Source organism: Pseudomonadota bacterium (assembly GCA_023229365.1).
GTDB lineage: Bacteria > Myxococcota_A > Polyangia > JAAYKL01 > JAAYKL01 > JALNZK01.
Map to the genome: position 1 here is coordinate 78,501 of JALNZK010000003.1, position 14,317 is coordinate 92,817.

Annotated in this window: 21 protein-coding genes; 6 read left to right on the forward strand and 15 right to left on the reverse strand. The window is 37.7% G+C overall.

From position 1 onward, the window contains the following. Window positions 1-41: 41 nt before the first annotated feature. The 4 genes from M0R80_04045 to M0R80_04060 all read right to left on the reverse strand — a co-directional run bounded on the left by M0R80_04045 (window position 42) and on the right by M0R80_04060 (window position 3,992). Window positions 42-365 carry a hypothetical protein gene (locus tag M0R80_04045; GenBank protein MCK9458787.1) on the reverse strand — a complete coding sequence of 108 codons (324 nt, stop codon included), beginning with the start codon at window positions 363-365 and terminating at the stop codon, window positions 42-44. Window positions 366-1,030: 665 nt separating this feature from the next. Then, on the reverse strand, window positions 1,031-1,462 hold the full coding sequence (locus tag M0R80_04050) for a hypothetical protein (protein MCK9458788.1): 432 nt from the start codon (window positions 1,460-1,462) through the stop codon (window positions 1,031-1,033). Window positions 1,463-1,545: 83 nt separating this feature from the next. Then, window positions 1,546-1,929, reverse strand: a complete 384-nt coding sequence (locus M0R80_04055; protein MCK9458789.1) for a hypothetical protein — start codon at window positions 1,927-1,929, stop codon at window positions 1,546-1,548. Between the two features lie 2 nt (window positions 1,930-1,931). Beyond that, complete coding sequence (locus tag M0R80_04060; GenBank protein ID MCK9458790.1) at window positions 1,932-3,992, reverse strand: hypothetical protein; 2,061 nt, start codon at window positions 3,990-3,992, stop codon at window positions 1,932-1,934. A 231-nt stretch (window positions 3,993-4,223) separates the two neighbouring features. On the opposite strand from M0R80_04060, the gene M0R80_04065 reads away from it, so the two are divergent. The 5 genes from M0R80_04065 (at window position 4,224) to M0R80_04085 (ending at window position 6,335) form a co-directional block, all read left to right on the forward strand. Beyond that, the gene (locus M0R80_04065; GenBank protein MCK9458791.1) at window positions 4,224-4,478 is read left to right on the forward strand and encodes a hypothetical protein; all 255 of its coding nucleotides are present in this window, start codon (window positions 4,224-4,226) and stop codon (window positions 4,476-4,478) included. A 3-nt stretch (window positions 4,479-4,481) separates the two neighbouring features. After that, complete coding sequence (locus tag M0R80_04070; protein ID MCK9458792.1) at window positions 4,482-4,661, forward strand: hypothetical protein; 180 nt, start codon at window positions 4,482-4,484, stop codon at window positions 4,659-4,661. Then, window positions 4,662-5,159 carry a hypothetical protein gene (locus M0R80_04075; GenBank protein MCK9458793.1) on the forward strand — a complete coding sequence of 166 codons (498 nt, stop codon included), beginning with the start codon at window positions 4,662-4,664 and terminating at the stop codon, window positions 5,157-5,159. It begins immediately after the preceding gene. A 226-nt stretch (window positions 5,160-5,385) separates the two neighbouring features. After that, window positions 5,386-5,781: a hypothetical protein gene (locus M0R80_04080; protein MCK9458794.1), complete on the forward strand. Its 396-nt coding sequence runs from the start codon at window positions 5,386-5,388 to the stop codon at window positions 5,779-5,781. Window positions 5,782-5,783: 2 nt separating this feature from the next. Beyond that, the gene (locus tag M0R80_04085; protein MCK9458795.1) at window positions 5,784-6,335 is read left to right on the forward strand and encodes a hypothetical protein; all 552 of its coding nucleotides are present in this window, start codon (window positions 5,784-5,786) and stop codon (window positions 6,333-6,335) included. Window positions 6,336-7,313: 978 nt separating this feature from the next. On the opposite strand, the gene M0R80_04090 is transcribed toward M0R80_04085, so the two are convergent. Genes M0R80_04090 through M0R80_04100 form a run of 3 tightly spaced genes read right to left on the reverse strand, consistent with a single transcriptional unit; the run spans window position 7,314 to window position 9,106 of the window. Continuing rightward, complete coding sequence (locus M0R80_04090; protein ID MCK9458796.1) at window positions 7,314-7,955, reverse strand: hypothetical protein; 642 nt, start codon at window positions 7,953-7,955, stop codon at window positions 7,314-7,316. Further along, window positions 7,956-8,606: a hypothetical protein gene (locus M0R80_04095; protein MCK9458797.1), complete on the reverse strand. Its 651-nt coding sequence runs from the start codon at window positions 8,604-8,606 to the stop codon at window positions 7,956-7,958. It lies immediately after the preceding gene. A gap of 2 nt (window positions 8,607-8,608) precedes the next feature. Next, window positions 8,609-9,106 (reverse strand): hypothetical protein, encoded by a 498-nt coding sequence (locus M0R80_04100; GenBank protein MCK9458798.1) that lies wholly within the window; start codon window positions 9,104-9,106, stop codon window positions 8,609-8,611. A gap of 670 nt (window positions 9,107-9,776) precedes the next feature. Between M0R80_04100 and M0R80_04105 the strand changes: the two genes are divergently transcribed. Next, on the forward strand, window positions 9,777-10,316 hold the full coding sequence (locus tag M0R80_04105) for a 3'-5' exoribonuclease (protein MCK9458799.1): 540 nt from the start codon (window positions 9,777-9,779) through the stop codon (window positions 10,314-10,316). A gap of 1,111 nt (window positions 10,317-11,427) precedes the next feature. On the opposite strand, the gene M0R80_04110 is transcribed toward M0R80_04105, so the two are convergent. The 8 genes from M0R80_04110 to M0R80_04145 all read right to left on the reverse strand — a co-directional run bounded on the left by M0R80_04110 (window position 11,428) and on the right by M0R80_04145 (window position 14,314). Beyond that, the gene (locus M0R80_04110) at window positions 11,428-11,685 is read right to left on the reverse strand and encodes a hypothetical protein (GenBank protein MCK9458800.1); all 258 of its coding nucleotides are present in this window, start codon (window positions 11,683-11,685) and stop codon (window positions 11,428-11,430) included. Window positions 11,686-11,903: 218 nt separating this feature from the next. Further along, window positions 11,904-12,131 carry a hypothetical protein gene (locus tag M0R80_04115; GenBank protein MCK9458801.1) on the reverse strand — a complete coding sequence of 76 codons (228 nt, stop codon included), beginning with the start codon at window positions 12,129-12,131 and terminating at the stop codon, window positions 11,904-11,906. 6 nt (window positions 12,132-12,137) lie between these two features. After that, window positions 12,138-12,887, reverse strand: a complete 750-nt coding sequence (locus tag M0R80_04120) for a hypothetical protein (protein MCK9458802.1) — start codon at window positions 12,885-12,887, stop codon at window positions 12,138-12,140. Between the two features lie 4 nt (window positions 12,888-12,891). Continuing rightward, window positions 12,892-13,137 (reverse strand): hypothetical protein, encoded by a 246-nt coding sequence (locus tag M0R80_04125; protein ID MCK9458803.1) that lies wholly within the window; start codon window positions 13,135-13,137, stop codon window positions 12,892-12,894. 3 nt (window positions 13,138-13,140) lie between these two features. Continuing rightward, complete coding sequence (locus M0R80_04130) at window positions 13,141-13,398, reverse strand: hypothetical protein (GenBank protein ID MCK9458804.1); 258 nt, start codon at window positions 13,396-13,398, stop codon at window positions 13,141-13,143. After that, window positions 13,395-13,631, reverse strand: coding sequence for a hypothetical protein (locus M0R80_04135; GenBank protein MCK9458805.1), 237 nt, complete (start codon window positions 13,629-13,631; stop codon window positions 13,395-13,397). The genes M0R80_04130 and M0R80_04135 overlap by 4 nt, the downstream gene beginning before the upstream one ends. A gap of 70 nt (window positions 13,632-13,701) precedes the next feature. Further along, complete coding sequence (locus M0R80_04140; protein ID MCK9458806.1) at window positions 13,702-13,938, reverse strand: hypothetical protein; 237 nt, start codon at window positions 13,936-13,938, stop codon at window positions 13,702-13,704. Between the two features lie 34 nt (window positions 13,939-13,972). Further along, window positions 13,973-14,314 (reverse strand): hypothetical protein, encoded by a 342-nt coding sequence (locus M0R80_04145; GenBank protein ID MCK9458807.1) that lies wholly within the window; start codon window positions 14,312-14,314, stop codon window positions 13,973-13,975. Window positions 14,315-14,317 lie beyond the last annotated feature (3 nt).

Here is a 14,317-nt window from a genome sequence, read left to right on the forward strand (position 1 = left end):
CCCTCGCCTTTCAGGCTCAGTATATACTATACATGGCTAGGTTAAATAGTTGTTGGTAGTAGACTTTTAAGAAACTCAATTTCCATTTTAACTAACCTCTCACACTCTGGACAATAAATAACATCTCCATCTATATAATCCATTTCGTGTTCATCGGTAATATGTTCCTGCCAGTCGTTATAAGGAGTGTTTTCACAACACCTTTCTCCTGTTTTATTAGAAATCGGGCACCCATCACATTCTATGTCCCAAAACAGTTGACACAGAGGGCAATTAGAGGGTCCCTTATCCCTTCCAATTCCCGCCAAAATGTTTTCATGTTTTTTAATGCTGCCCTGTAGGGCTTCTAATGTTTCAGCGTCCATGTTTATTCTCCTCTTTAAATTTTCTAAACTGCTCAGTATTCCTACAAGTCTCCTCTAGGAAAGAAGAAACTTTTCCCTTTTCCAAAGAGTCCAAAAATCTATGGAATTCTCCAGAAAACGATACTTGTCGATTGGTATGTTTCTTGTCTGGATCTAGAAGGCGGACGGCACTCATGGCAGGGCCACCTTCGCGGGACAATGTATTTTATAATTGCATTCATAACATTCTTGGATATCGGTCCCATCTGGACGGCAACATCCTTCTACTTTTCCCAAATCATTATACATTTCGCGGTAAATAACGCCATCGAGTAAAAAATTTACCATAATTTAGATCTCCTCCGGCCAATGTCTAACTCCGGGAAATACACCATCGCACTTTTCACATTCCACTTGGCACTCCGTCCAAGAATCAAAAACTTTAGATCCTAATTGTAGATGACCTCGACCGTTTCTCCACGCTATTTTATATTTCTTTTGGGGAGGAAATTTTAGAGCATATAAAACCCAATTATTATGAGTAGCTTCTCCGTTCGCAATAGACAAATCGATAAATTCTCTAAGCCTTCGGTCGCAGTCCTCGTATTTACTCTTCCATTGGTCCCTCTCTATCCTTAATCGGTCAATCTCTTCGCAGAGATCGGACACAACGACATCAATTGATTTCATCCATTTATCACCCGATCGATCTCTTTAATTTTCGCGTTGATTTCTGATTTAGGCGCGTTATTTTTTCGTAATGTATTTAATTCGGTTTCTAAATCATAAATCCGTTTTCGCTCGTTTTGAAATAGTGGCGCTACTTGCCGCTTGGTAGGGCATTTCTCGTTTGCCCGATGAGAGTAGGCACAATGCGGGCAAGGCGATTCGGACGCATCGTCTTCAGATGCCTGATATGTTTCATAATTACCACCGTCTAGCCACCCAGTATCTAGCGCCTTAGTTTCTGGTCCGATTACTGTTTCTATTCTGTCTGGTCTAAAACGCGAATCGTTAAAGTCGCGAGCAACTTTCGCCCAGAATTCGCTTGTAACCATAAATTTTTTGTGACCGTCCAGAATTTTAATCTGGAGATAACCTTCTATTCCTGTAGCCATATTACTTGCCTCTAATATGTATAGTATAGTCTATCCTATTTATAGTTAACGGGACCTAAAAAAAAAATGAAATAGAGATGAGTTTACAACTCATCTAGCATCTTCTTCAGGTCTGCCTCTGAAAGGCTCTGTAGGGCTTCGTCCTGCTTTGCTACAAGGATACCCATGATCTTCTGTCTCTTCTGTTTCTTCTCCTTCTCTAGTTCTCTAGCGGTCATCTCAGCGAGCTTAACTTCTACAATATGCCTAACTATAGCTATCTGAAGTTCAAGGTCCGTATCAGCCTTATTCTTTGTGCCAAGTAAACTTTCTCCCTCGGAAGTCTTTAGGCTCTTATTCAAAAACTTGAAGATCTTATCAAGTTCCTGAACCGACAGGTCCCAAAGATCCTCTACCGATACTATCCCCTTGTAAGGGAATCTAATTCTGTTTCTTGTTGCCTGCTCAAAAATATTAATCTCTACCATTTCTAAAACACCACCTTAATTACTCTGTTTACGTGGCCTTCTACGTGGACCACTAATTCGTTCCTTTGCGTCGATGAGAATCCAAGGCCCGATAACTGATCCTCGGACGGGGCGACTCTCATCTTAGATCCAAGGGCTTCAAATACCCTTTTATGGACCAATAGATCTTCTTTCAAATACTCGTTAAAGAAGCCGTTGGGTTGTTCCTCGTTTTTACATCCCTTCAACATGAAGAAATAATGCTTATTTCCTATGCCTTCTTGGTTGTTCCAATGATTGGGGGAGTACATTATTGCCTGTACTGGCTGGAATTGGTTTGTATCCAGGCCCCACAGATTTCTTGAAGCGAAACTAAAGGGGATTTTTTCTGTGAGAGTAAACTGTCCCGTCTTTTTACTGTAAGTAACTTCTGCTACTTGAACTTTTTCTCCATGCCGAAGTTCCTTATTGTATGCAAAGCTATAAATTTGCCCATTAAATTCTATTTCCGCTGTAAATCCGGATCTTCCTCCGTTATGACTATAGTTGTGGACATAGAATATATATGTTCCCTCTGGCATCTTGGATTTGTTAGACCAAGTAATGTTTTCTACGGCTATTCCGTCTTTGGTCTGAGTTCGCGGGGATATAATATCTACGTCCAGTTCGCCACTAGAAGGATGCCCTCTTTTTCTTGCAAAGTAGATCTCGTTTCTTCCTGGCTCTATGCAATGGGCATCAAAGTCATTCTGGTTATCGCCTTCGGTGTTCCACTGGATAGAGAATCTAAGAACCCCTGTAACATCACCACCCAAAGCTTTTACTCTTTGCTTCATAGAGTCCGCTATGTTGCCTCTATAAGCCCACGAAAAGGGATTGTTCCACTTAAACATAGAAGGAGAATCCTTATTTATGGGAGCTATTAGACTTACAAGATTGCTTCCGTGCTTGTTTTCCAACAGGATTTCAATATTACTTGCAGTTGGCAGGATTTCAGACACAAATGTATCTATCGATACCTCTTCTACTCTATCAAAGTTCTTAACTTTTACGGGAACTTCTTTCTTTAGATCTGAGAAGGGGTTAGTTCCACCTAATTTCTTCGTTACATCGCGATTTGCAAATAAGATATCGTTTATACTGATATCTCCTAGAGTGGCGTGTCTTCTTCCCAAAGAATCAAGATAACCAAGTTCAGTAATTTGTTTCTCGGCAGACTCGATCATTCTTGGTGTAACTATTGCCTTGGGACGCTTGTAATTCGTCGGGGCAACTATGGCTTCATATTTTCTTACGGCTTCGTCGAGATCTACACCTTTGGAGAGATCAATCAAGAGGACACCTATAGAATGGTTCCTAATTTTTCCTACCACAGGCCCGGCGAGAACGGATTGTTCCCAAGTATAAATCTCTTTGCCTCCGGGCGACAGGAGATCATAATTCGCTTGATGTTTTCCGAATTCAGTAAGAACTCCTTTCCATTCCTCGCCCTTATACAGAGAATTTTGGGAAATTAGCTCAAGTACGGATAGTACAGAATCTTCCGTGATTTCGTCCAAAGATCTTTTAAAGACTCCTCTCAGCTCGCTTGCGCGACCACGTACTGTTGCCGCCGTAGCTCTGGAGCAGTTTACGAGCCTCGCGGGGATCTTAATGTGTAGATGCCCCCATGTAATTATATCACCATTCTCTGTTTTCTCAAAGTTCTTCTCCACCCCAATTTGAGAAGAATCTATCGTCGCAATGTCTATAACGGGTTGACTGTTAACATATTCTGCCAGGGCCTCAACTACGGGTGCGTATCTTGAATCCTGTGGTAGATCAAAGTCCCAGATTGTAGTTATTACTCCGTTCTTAATCGAGACTGCGTTGCCGAATTGCTTTACGAAGTGTCGGCAGGAAGAACAGTCATGTTCTGTTCTGGTCTTTACTATTTCGTTAGTTCCCTTCGGGAAACTACTTAGATACAGGTTCCAGAGAGTATCTCTATCTGCCGATGTTACAAACAGAGATTTTACATCTTTCGTCATGAGGTTTACGTGTTCCCTCATGGCGGATTCTAGTGTCGAAAAGTTGTCTTTCATATATATGTCTCCTCACTAATATGTACTATACATACGATTAGTATTTATAGTTTACGACACGTCCAAAGACTATAAATAGAACAAACGCCATATCTTAGAATTAGAGGCTAGGGCAGAGGGATACCCTTCCCACGATCAGCCGTTTGGTCCCTGGCCTCTCGTTATTCTCTTTTTTTAATGTTTATTTGGTAGACCGACAGGTATTTAAGCTTGGGATGTATAGTATATGGTATGCCGACAAGGAAGGAATCGTTCTCGACAGTAATAGAAACGTGCTGCCACCATGTAAAAATCGCATACTGGGACATCGAACAAGAATTGACTGAGGATTTAAAAGAATCCTTGACCGAACACGGAGAGGAGAGAGCGAAAGAACGTATAAACAACGACTGTAGCAGCGGGGAACTCAACTGCTATTATGTAGATCATGACGGAAACGATGAAGAAATCCGCGGCTGGTGGAAGATTATTACTGAGGAGGATTAAATTATGTCTAAAAATGAATTTCCGTGGCAAATAATTGATGACGAGGGAGTTATTGAAGAAGGGACTGAGGAAGAAGTTCACACTACTTGGATGAGAATGATAAGGGGAGACTACGATTTTTCTGGAATGGCCCCGGCAAGATCGGGAGATATTAAATTGGTTCAAGTACATGGGGTGATTTAGATGGAATATAACGATAAATTTGACCCCGAAACCCAATTAGAAATCGAGGAAAGAATAGCCTCAATAATATTTGATACTCTACAAGGAGAGCCGATTACAGAAGAGGCGGCAAACGAATTGGGTAAAATAATTCTGCACTCCATCGTTCCAGACCTCCGCCCAGATCTAGTAGCAAGAAAATGGATTATATCAGATGGAAATGCGGCGGAAACTCATGAGGACTGGGAACTTCTCTTGCGGACTGCGGAGGAATGGTATATGTATTTGTCGGAAGAGTCCGCAATTGATGACGACGGGATGGATATCGCCGTCTATGCTCGAAATTTCGATGACATCATAGAGGGCGACCTTGACTCCCTTAATAGCGCAATAAAACTTTGGGAAGAAAGAATCGCAGAGGCGGCGGGGTATACGACTTTTACGGGTACTGGGAATTATTCAGTGTCCGCCGCATCGAGGATGGGATTGAATTTGACAGTGAGAGAGGTGGAGGAATGAATCTAATACTATATTTTATAGCCATGATTTTTATCGGGCGATGGGTGACACAAATTCCAATAGCACTTATTAGAGGATATAATTTAGATGATTTTATTGGAATGTATAAGATGTGTCCCTGGTTTCTTGCCCTAGATATAATTCTAGCAGCGGGATTTGTGGGGTTTGTAATATCGACAACTATTTAAGTTAGAAATGTATAGTATATACTGGAGATGTAAATCACATGGACCTAATTCTAGAAATCAAAAATCAAGAGGATAGGACGCTAAGTCTATCGAGCGGGAACCAAGTTATTATTGCCACTCCAGACTTAAATGAGAATTATTGGTCTTACAGAGTTAGATTGTCCGATAACCAGGCCGTCCTTGGCTTTCCAAAAATGGCAACAATTGGAATCGGATTTGAAAAAGAAGAAGATTGGAATACTAATTTGCCTTGGTGGGCTCCTTCAGATAAGATATTGAAGCACATAATAGTCAACAAAGGAGATTCGTCTATCGAGAATAAAGATGTCTTAACTGCAATTAAGATGATTAGAGAGTTCATATATCAAAATCTTTCTTGGGCGGATCAAGAAAGAGCGTGGAAGTTGAATAGTAATTTAATAGAGGAGGAATAAATATGTCTAAAACTTACTACATTGTCCTTAATCAAGACAAAGTAATCAACGCTCTCGCGGATGAAGTATTCGATGAAGTGGGTGGACAAAATGGTTATCACGGGATTCATATTCATCCTGCGGTATTGGATGCATATGAACATGGGACTCTCGATTACCCTTGGGTTACAAAAGTAACTTGGCACCAGAACGGGAACTACTATCCGCCTGGATCAGGCCACATATCACAGTTCGGACTAATGGATTTCTTTAATGAGGATGCGCTTCACGATTCAGGCGTAATGAGTGAAACCCTCTCAGAGGTTCGTTCCGATGCAAGGCGGGAATGGGCATTAGAGAATAATTTCGAATTTGAGGATGTAGAGGAAAATTTCTTGGATGAGGATTGGAGATATTATGAGGCCGTCCAGGAAATTATAGAGGAATGGGAACAGACAACTCTAGATTTATTTAGAGAACAGGCGGCGGTTAATAGGCTGGAAGAGGTAGTGGACGAACCAGAAAGCGAGTCTGAAAATCAGATAACTTATATTTATAAAATTATATGGGAGTAATCTCAGGTGAAACAAATTAGTACCGAGGAAGAAGAGATCTTGAAACTTCTTCCTAATAAACCTTTTATGTCCCGCAATATAAAATCAGACAAAGGAAGCGTTAAGGTTGCTTTCATCTTAAGATCTCTGGAAGAAAGAGGGTTGGTGAAGCGGGCGGGGAGATGTGGTAAACTTGGGAGGTATATACTATGGAAGAGGACAGGTAAAATAATGTAATTATTTTTTTTTAAAAAAATATTATTTCAATTCTTCCTTTTCAATCTCTTCTAGTAGCCGATCCGTGGCGCGAAGGGTATTAGATTACTCGTCAGGAACAAGCTTAAGTCTCTTCGAACTCCCCGGAATAAATAAGTCATTATAGCGGGCCAAGGCTGCATCGAGATCATCTTTTAATTTTAGGTCTTGCATCACGCAGCCGACGCTTACTAAAAAATTATTAGGCATTTAGGATACCTCCGCTGGCTCAGTATCGTACTGGTCCCATCCATCGGGAGCGTTTAAACCCTCGGTGCTGCCTGTGTGACCGTCCGAGCCAGATATTTCTCGACCCAACTGCTCTAAATTCTCGGCGGTATAATCGTCATCTGTCAGGCTTCTACCTATAATAACTCCCGCGAAGTTATACCAAATTATCTGTATTTTAGAGGTCATCTAAATCCCCTCATCCATCGATATAATTGATATCGCTCCAAGAGTAACCGCGCACCCGCCAGAGACGATAACTGCCCACATTGCGCCACCCGTACCTAATCCGTAGATTGCAATTATTGTGGCTACGCCAGCCATGAGGCCGTTAAAACGGGATGGGATGAGGAGGGCCATTTAGATCACCTCGCCCCTCATTGATCCGCGATACATACAATCTTTTCCGCAGACAACGCAAATACATCTCCTCTCGTCTTGCGATACGCACCCGATTACATCGTCATTTTCATTCGATTCTTCGAGTTGTTGGTCAAAAATAAATCTGGCTGGCATTTAGATTACCTCCCCACCTGCCAACTTCGCCCTCGCATTTCTGGCCATCTTCGTATCCAGTAGCGGGCTTCCTTCCGGAATACCCTCACCAATAGCCAATTCATATTCTCCGTCGCTCATAGCCAAAGCGCGACGCTTGGCACGGTACTCCACTATCGGCACGGTCCGCTCTTCGACCACACCTCGGCAGAACGAAAGACATCCATACCCGTCGTGGATATAGCCCTCTACCAGCTCGCCAATTGCGGCCACGCCGCCAAGATCTACTGCGTATTTTCCGTCTTTCCAATGGATCTCGTGGTTTCCGTTAGATACCATTATTCTACCGTCTGGCATTCTGTACCCGAAATTTTCCTTGACCAACAGACCCGTTGGAAGGTAGAGATTGATATCGTCTGGAAGATTCCACTTCCGGGCCGCCTCCTTTGTGAGCGGCCAGATATACCATTTTCCGCCCTCAAATTCCGGAAACATTCTAGGATAATTGGGAGTGTGGCGATCTACTAGATCTTCCTTGGCGAGAGCCGTCCCTAACCCATTTGGACCATCGATCCCAGTAAACCCTTCCTGAATAGCCAATTCCCAAGGCCACGCGGCGTTGTCACGGACTTCCCGGACGATCCGGGTAATATCGTGGGCCATTTAAGCCACCCCATCAGGCCCGAATTCCACATACCACCCATAACCAACAGGTGGTTCTGGGGTCCAAAACATCTTAAACGCCTCCACAGGGGTAATCTCTCCTCGCCAGCAATGGGCTTCGTGATCAGAATTAAATTCTGCGTCGGAGATATAGAATCCCCGATTCAATTTCGGGACCCAAACATAGGTCGTCCCGTTAGAACGAGCCCAAAGGGCCTCATCCATGTAAGGGGCGAATTCTGCGGGGAGAGTCCGATTCGCCAGTCCCTTGTCTCCTGATATACAAATCCTTGTTCCTGGGAGGATTAGTCCCTTTATGGCTCCTTCGGTGAGGAACGGGAACCATGCGGTTATCTGCTCATACGGAAACTGAGCCCACATAGATACGTGGAATTTCGGAGAATTCATAATTTCGTGATGACTCATAAGTCCGTCAGGAGTTACATAAATCGAGCCCTCGTCATCCCAAACGCTCATGATCCAAGCCGCATATCCGCCGTAATTCTGTCGAACCATTTCTAGGGCATCTTCTCTAGAGATCTTCTTTGGAACTGCGGGAAACGTTCCTCTTAGAGAGAATTTTCCCGTCTCACTGTAGTCGAGAATTGCAGTACCATTTTCGCTTCCTACTGGAATAGTTAAAAACGACATTTTTAAGCCACCTCCCCATTCAATATAGCCGCCATCTTTTCCGCCTTCTCTGAGATCTCTTCATATTCTTTCGCATATTTTTCAAGTTCGAGAGCATACAATCTCAAGAATTCTGGCAGTCTCTTAATGGCGGCTTTCTTAATTGGCCTTCCGCAGTCTGTAATGACTTCGTTATCCACTTCCATTGTATCCGAAACGGAGTAGAGGCCCCAATCTTTTCTTACGGAAAGCCTATAATTTACTTTCCCGAAATATTCATGATTATCAGTATAAAATATTTCTGGATCTATAAATTTGATCCCCGCCTTCGGGCCTATAATCTCAAAATACCTGTCGATTGATTTCAAAGCGGCACTGAGTTTATCGCTGTAGCGGACCAAGTTTTCTGCTCGCTCGTTTATGTACTGTACGGTTTCTGTAGCGATTCCTGTTTCGACTTCCGTCATCTCAATATTTCCATTCATAGTATTTCCTCTTGGTATGGGACTTCCGCCCCACATCCAATACCTATAGAGGTGCTACTAGAATAAATAGTTGTTGGTATGTGCTGACCTTAATTTTTCAAACCCAAAATCTAAGAAACTGAGATTAATTTTTCAAACCCAAAATCTAAGAAACTGAGATTAATTTTTCAAACCCAAAATCTAAGAAACTGAGATTAATTTTTCAAACCCAAAATCTAAGAAACTGAGATTAATTTTCAGACTGGAAATCTAAGAAACTGAGATTAATTTTCAGACTGGAAATCTAAGAAACTGGGATTAATTTTCAGACTGGAAATCTAAGAAACTGGGATTAATTTTCAAACTGGAAATCTAAGAAACTGGGATTAATTTTCAAACTGGAAATCTAAGAAACTGGGATTAATTTTCAAACTGGAAATCTAAGAAACTGGGATTAATTTTCAAACTGAAAATCTAAGAAACTGGGATTAATTTTCAAACTGGAAATCTAAGAAACTGGGATTAATTTTCAAACTGGAAATCTAAGAAACTGGGATTAATTTTCAAACTGAAAATCTAAGAAACTGGGATTAATTTTCAAACTGGAAATCTAAGAAACTGGGATTAATTTTCAAACTGAAAATCTAAGAAACTGGAATTAATTTTCAGGCCCAAAACATAGCTATATATAGACATACCACATACACAGTATATGGAGACAACTAAGATGAAATACTTCCTTGATACAGAATTCTCGGAGCGAGGCCCGAAACACCCAATTGAGTTGATTAGTATAGCCATTATAACTGAAGACAACCGTGAATTTTATGCGATCAATAGCGCCTGGTACGGGTTCCTTGCCCACCGAAGGGCGAGCAAATGGGTACGAGAAAACGTTCTGTCCCGTCTCCCTCGCGGAGAAGATATGAATGTATCGTCGGGTGGATCTCCGCGTATGGCATGGGAAGGCTCTAGAAGGATGCCAATTTCTCAGATCAGAGAGGAGATTTTGGCGTTCATCGGCGACGATAAGCCCGAGTTCTGGGGCTACTACGCAGATTACGATTGGGTGGTCTTCTGCCAATTGTTTGGGGCGATGATCAACATTCCGAAAGGATGGCCTATGTTCTGTATGGACTTGAAACAACTATGCACGGAGAAAGGCAACCCAAAAATGCCGGATATGCCAAATTCAATTGAGCATCATGCTTTGTATGACGCTAGGGAAACGAAATATAGATATGACTGGTTGATGAAGGCGGTTTGAATTCCGCCTCCAAAATCCTGCGGGAATAAATTGGCTCCGTATAAGGGGTTATTTTACGATTTAAGTACGCCGGCGTTAATATCTGATTTAGATTATTTTAATGAGTTTATCACTATTAATTTTATTTCTAGATTGATATACATTTATTTTTAATCTTTTTTTTATTTTTCAATTTTCCACCGCCGGAAAATCCCCGGCGGATATTTTTGACGCGTATAAGGGCTTTATTTGAGATTTTGACACTTCTCGATTTTATCTGATTTACGGAATTTTAATGAATCTGTCGCGATTTGTCATCGATAACATGAATATTATATTTATACTGTGATCTATAATGATTAATTGTGTAAATCTGGATTAATATATTTATACTGTAATGATATTACTTCGTGTTACTATTTTGCGAATTCGTGTTACTAATTATATTTGAAATATATTTAGACTGTGGGTGATATGAATCTAGTCATTTATATTAATCTATTATTTATTTTAATTATTTTATGTATCCTCAGATTTCATTTTAAACATTCTAAATTTTTATATCCTTGATCCATTTTCCGAACTTTATTCATATTAGGTTTATATTAAATTCATATTAGATCTATCTATCACCTTCTCCTTAATCCACATATCCTTATAGGACTTCTAGCTATTTATATCTAGGTAATTAGTATAAATTATACTGATAACGATTTTATAAAACTTAAAAAGGATAGAATTGATTATAAAAGAAATAAAATAATATATTGATTTAGAATCGATTAAAAGAAGGATACTAAACTAACAAGATAATAGGTTAAACCGATTAAATTATAGGTCTTAATAAGGATTGAGACAAACCTTTTAAGCCATCTAAAATTAATAAGTAATAGAGTTATGTGATTAATAGGAGATAATGGTTTATTTAAAACGTGGATATGGTTTAAAACGATTGTAGAGATATGGTTACAGGTATCGGTTTTAAGAAAATGTTACATAAGAAAATGTTACATAAGAAAATGTTACATAAGAAAATGTTACATAAGAAAATGTTACATAAGAAAATGTTACATAAGAAAAATAAAATAACCAATTTATTAAGTTTAGAAAGTCATAAAAATAAACAAAAAAATTAGGTTCGGTCTCCTTTAATAATATTCCTAATCTGATATTTAAGTGATTTTGGAATTTTGTTTAATTTAATATTGTTCTTTTCTATTTCTTTTATATATCCAAATCTATCTGCGAGAGCTAATAAATTACAATCGTAGCTACATACATGATTAGCTTTATCTGCATGAGGAGACATAAAATATACATCATAATTAATTATAACTGTATATCTGTCAAAGGTTTTTCCGTCATTATCATAAACTTTTATTTTAAACATTTAAATCAACCTCACTGCAAAACAAATAACCAAAAATAATACAAAATATTCTAAGATTAATAACCAATCCTACTTATAAATTTATTAATATTTATCAACTCCTATATTTATCTTCTCATCCGGGCCGATTATTATAAAACCGGTTTTATCGTTCGTTCTACTATTAAACCAATTTAATTCTTCTTGAGTAATATTTTTGTATCTGTAATCCATTTAAATCAATCCTCCGATTTTTTAATAATGTTTTCTATTTTAGCTTCAATATAAATATTTAAATTATCCGTATATTTAGATGGAAGCTTATTATATTTTTTTCTATTAATTGTAATATTAATTATTCTATTACATTCTTCTTTAGTTAATTTATTTTCTGGCATTGATTTAATTACTTTATTTACATCATCTTTTATACTATTAAAAATATTAAAAGCGTCATCTCTTCTCATATTTATTCATCCCATTTCTATAAATTCTTTTGTATTTCCGTTTTCATCAACCACATAAATATCTATCACTAATTTTTCTAGCATATCTTCAAGAAGACTAAAGTCTTTTTCTGTAAGATATGTTTTATTTAATAGATATCTAGTAATTTGTTGATCTTCTAAAGAGTAGCCAACGTAAAGGTTGTCATTAATTTTCTCTATGTCAATTGTACTAAAATTTTCTTCTAGCTCCTCACATTTAGGACAAATATAAATTCCGTCGTGCCAATAATTCATATCTTGCCGTTTAAATTCATGTTCGCAGATATAACATAAATCAAGGTTTTTTATATATGACTCATCGGCGCAAAATTCAGAACAAAATTTTTCCTCGTTAAATTGTGAGTCATCATTAGTATAATATTCGTTTTCGTCTATAAGTTCGTTGCAATAATCGCATTTTGGTAATTGTTCATATTCTTTTGAGATTTGTTGTCTTAATTCTTCTATATCTTCCGGTTCTCCTTCTCCCATATCAAAATGTCCATAACAGATCCCTATTTCTTTATTTGGTTCTTCGGTGCGCCACATTTCCATAATAGATATAGCGGATTCTAAAGCTTCAATGGGATCATTATAAGACTCTCCCTCTCCAGCATATTTTGGTACTAGCATATCCGAGCCGGAATAATCTATATTAGGATAAGCTATTTCTACTAAGCCTATATCGGGTTGATAATAGGGTAATTGCCGAGATACAAAATAAGTAGTTTTCATAGTTTTAACTCTCCTCATCTAAATCTTTTCCATCCTCATCTAAATTGAAAAACTCAGGATCTGAAGATTGATCCATCAAAAGCCTTGCCATTTCTTGAGAAGATACTTCTTTTTCTTCTTTTATTACTATTTCGCCGGAATAAGGGCCGTCGTTAATCAAATAGGTTAAATCTCCTAAAGAATTAAATTCGCACGGTCTATCTTCAGATAAAACCGTTATTTCAATGATTGATTTATAAAACTTTCTCATATTTTACTCTCCCCTATTTAATTCTAATTCTATTTCAGTAATATATTTATTGTCGGCCAATAATTCGACAATTTTTAATATTTCATTTATTTGTTGTTGATTAAAGAATCCTTTAGAATAATATTCTTTATATGAATCCACATAAAGGATATTTCCAAATTTTGATCTATTTAATTTTATTTCAAGATAAACATTTTTATTCTTTGAATCTTTTAATTGATATAGTTGATGTTTTATATATGGAATTAATTTAAATTTCATCTTATCTCACCATGTAATATAAAATCTTCCTCTTTTCCTGTCGTTTCAATCTCTTTAATTATTTCAATTGGAATATTTCTTAATGATTTAAATTCGACAAAATATTTACCTTCTCGTGCTAAATCCTGAAAAGACAAATAAAATACTTTAAATTTGTTTTCCTTTACGTCTATTTCATGCTTTTTAAGGATGTCCTTAATTATCCTTCTTATTTCTGTTATGTTTTGATCCATAAATTAACCTCTTAACTTTTATAAATTCCATCTTAAAAAGATTTAACTTTAAAAAGTATGTTTATAAAAGTTAATAAATATTCCCTACTAGATAACCTATAACCTCGCCGTTATAAATTATCTTTTGGCTATTTTCATCATAAGGATATACCTTATCTTCTATTTTTGCTTTTGGGAAATACAGATTAATAAGCCTTAAAGCTTCGGTAGTTGTGCCTATATGATTTAAATCTGTAGCCGATGGATTATTTATAAAATCAACCCCATTAATACCAAAAAATCTATATCTATCATCTAAATCGTTCATAAATTCAATTTTATAAGGGTAAAATACCATAAGTTTATCTCTCCTTAATTAATATAGCGTAGCCATCATAATCTAAAGTATTTCTATATTTATCATTTAATATCCCTATAGGTAATCCGCGAGGATCATAATTTATCGTGATAGATATATTATACGATTTAGATATATCTTTAATCAATTCTTCAATTACTTTAATATCTGATTTATCTTTTTGCGTTAATTCCTCATTACAGTATTTAGTATTTAATCTATGAAGATCTTTAGCTGTTAATATCAATAATTCCATATCGTAATCCGTTATATTTGGAATTATTTCTTTTAATATTTGTTGGTTTGTTTTTCTCTTCTTATTTGGACTATCCATTAATATAGGCATTTC

Bases quoted from the DNA above. Each gene is read 5' to 3' on its own strand.
- M0R80_04045 (MCK9458787.1), bottom strand. From the start codon at position 365: ATGGACGCTGAAACATTAGAAGCCCTACAGGGCAGCATTAAAAAACAT.
- M0R80_04050 (MCK9458788.1), bottom strand. From the start codon at position 1,462: ATGGCTACAGGAATAGAAGGTTATCTCCAGATTAAAATTCTGGACGGT.
- M0R80_04055 (MCK9458789.1), bottom strand. From the start codon at position 1,929: ATGGTAGAGATTAATATTTTTGAGCAGGCAACAAGAAACAGAATTAGA.
- M0R80_04060 (MCK9458790.1), bottom strand. From the start codon at position 3,992: ATGAAAGACAACTTTTCGACACTAGAATCCGCCATGAGGGAACACGTA.
- M0R80_04065 (MCK9458791.1), top strand. From the start codon at position 4,224: ATGCCGACAAGGAAGGAATCGTTCTCGACAGTAATAGAAACGTGCTGC.
- M0R80_04070 (MCK9458792.1), top strand. From the start codon at position 4,482: ATGTCTAAAAATGAATTTCCGTGGCAAATAATTGATGACGAGGGAGTT.
- M0R80_04075 (MCK9458793.1), top strand. From the start codon at position 4,662: ATGGAATATAACGATAAATTTGACCCCGAAACCCAATTAGAAATCGAG.
- M0R80_04080 (MCK9458794.1), top strand. From the start codon at position 5,386: ATGGACCTAATTCTAGAAATCAAAAATCAAGAGGATAGGACGCTAAGT.
- M0R80_04085 (MCK9458795.1), top strand. From the start codon at position 5,784: ATGTCTAAAACTTACTACATTGTCCTTAATCAAGACAAAGTAATCAAC.
- M0R80_04090 (MCK9458796.1), bottom strand. From the start codon at position 7,955: ATGGCCCACGATATTACCCGGATCGTCCGGGAAGTCCGTGACAACGCC.
- M0R80_04095 (MCK9458797.1), bottom strand. From the start codon at position 8,606: ATGTCGTTTTTAACTATTCCAGTAGGAAGCGAAAATGGTACTGCAATT.
- M0R80_04100 (MCK9458798.1), bottom strand. From the start codon at position 9,106: ATGTGGGGCGGAAGTCCCATACCAAGAGGAAATACTATGAATGGAAAT.
- M0R80_04105 (MCK9458799.1), top strand. From the start codon at position 9,777: ATGAAATACTTCCTTGATACAGAATTCTCGGAGCGAGGCCCGAAACAC.
- M0R80_04110 (MCK9458800.1), bottom strand. From the start codon at position 11,685: ATGTTTAAAATAAAAGTTTATGATAATGACGGAAAAACCTTTGACAGA.
- M0R80_04115 (MCK9458801.1), bottom strand. From the start codon at position 12,131: ATGAGAAGAGATGACGCTTTTAATATTTTTAATAGTATAAAAGATGAT.
- M0R80_04120 (MCK9458802.1), bottom strand. From the start codon at position 12,887: ATGAAAACTACTTATTTTGTATCTCGGCAATTACCCTATTATCAACCC.
- M0R80_04125 (MCK9458803.1), bottom strand. From the start codon at position 13,137: ATGAGAAAGTTTTATAAATCAATCATTGAAATAACGGTTTTATCTGAA.
- M0R80_04130 (MCK9458804.1), bottom strand. From the start codon at position 13,398: ATGAAATTTAAATTAATTCCATATATAAAACATCAACTATATCAATTA.
- M0R80_04135 (MCK9458805.1), bottom strand. From the start codon at position 13,631: ATGGATCAAAACATAACAGAAATAAGAAGGATAATTAAGGACATCCTT.
- M0R80_04140 (MCK9458806.1), bottom strand. From the start codon at position 13,938: ATGAACGATTTAGATGATAGATATAGATTTTTTGGTATTAATGGGGTT.
- M0R80_04145 (MCK9458807.1), bottom strand. From the start codon at position 14,314: ATGCCTATATTAATGGATAGTCCAAATAAGAAGAGAAAAACAAACCAA.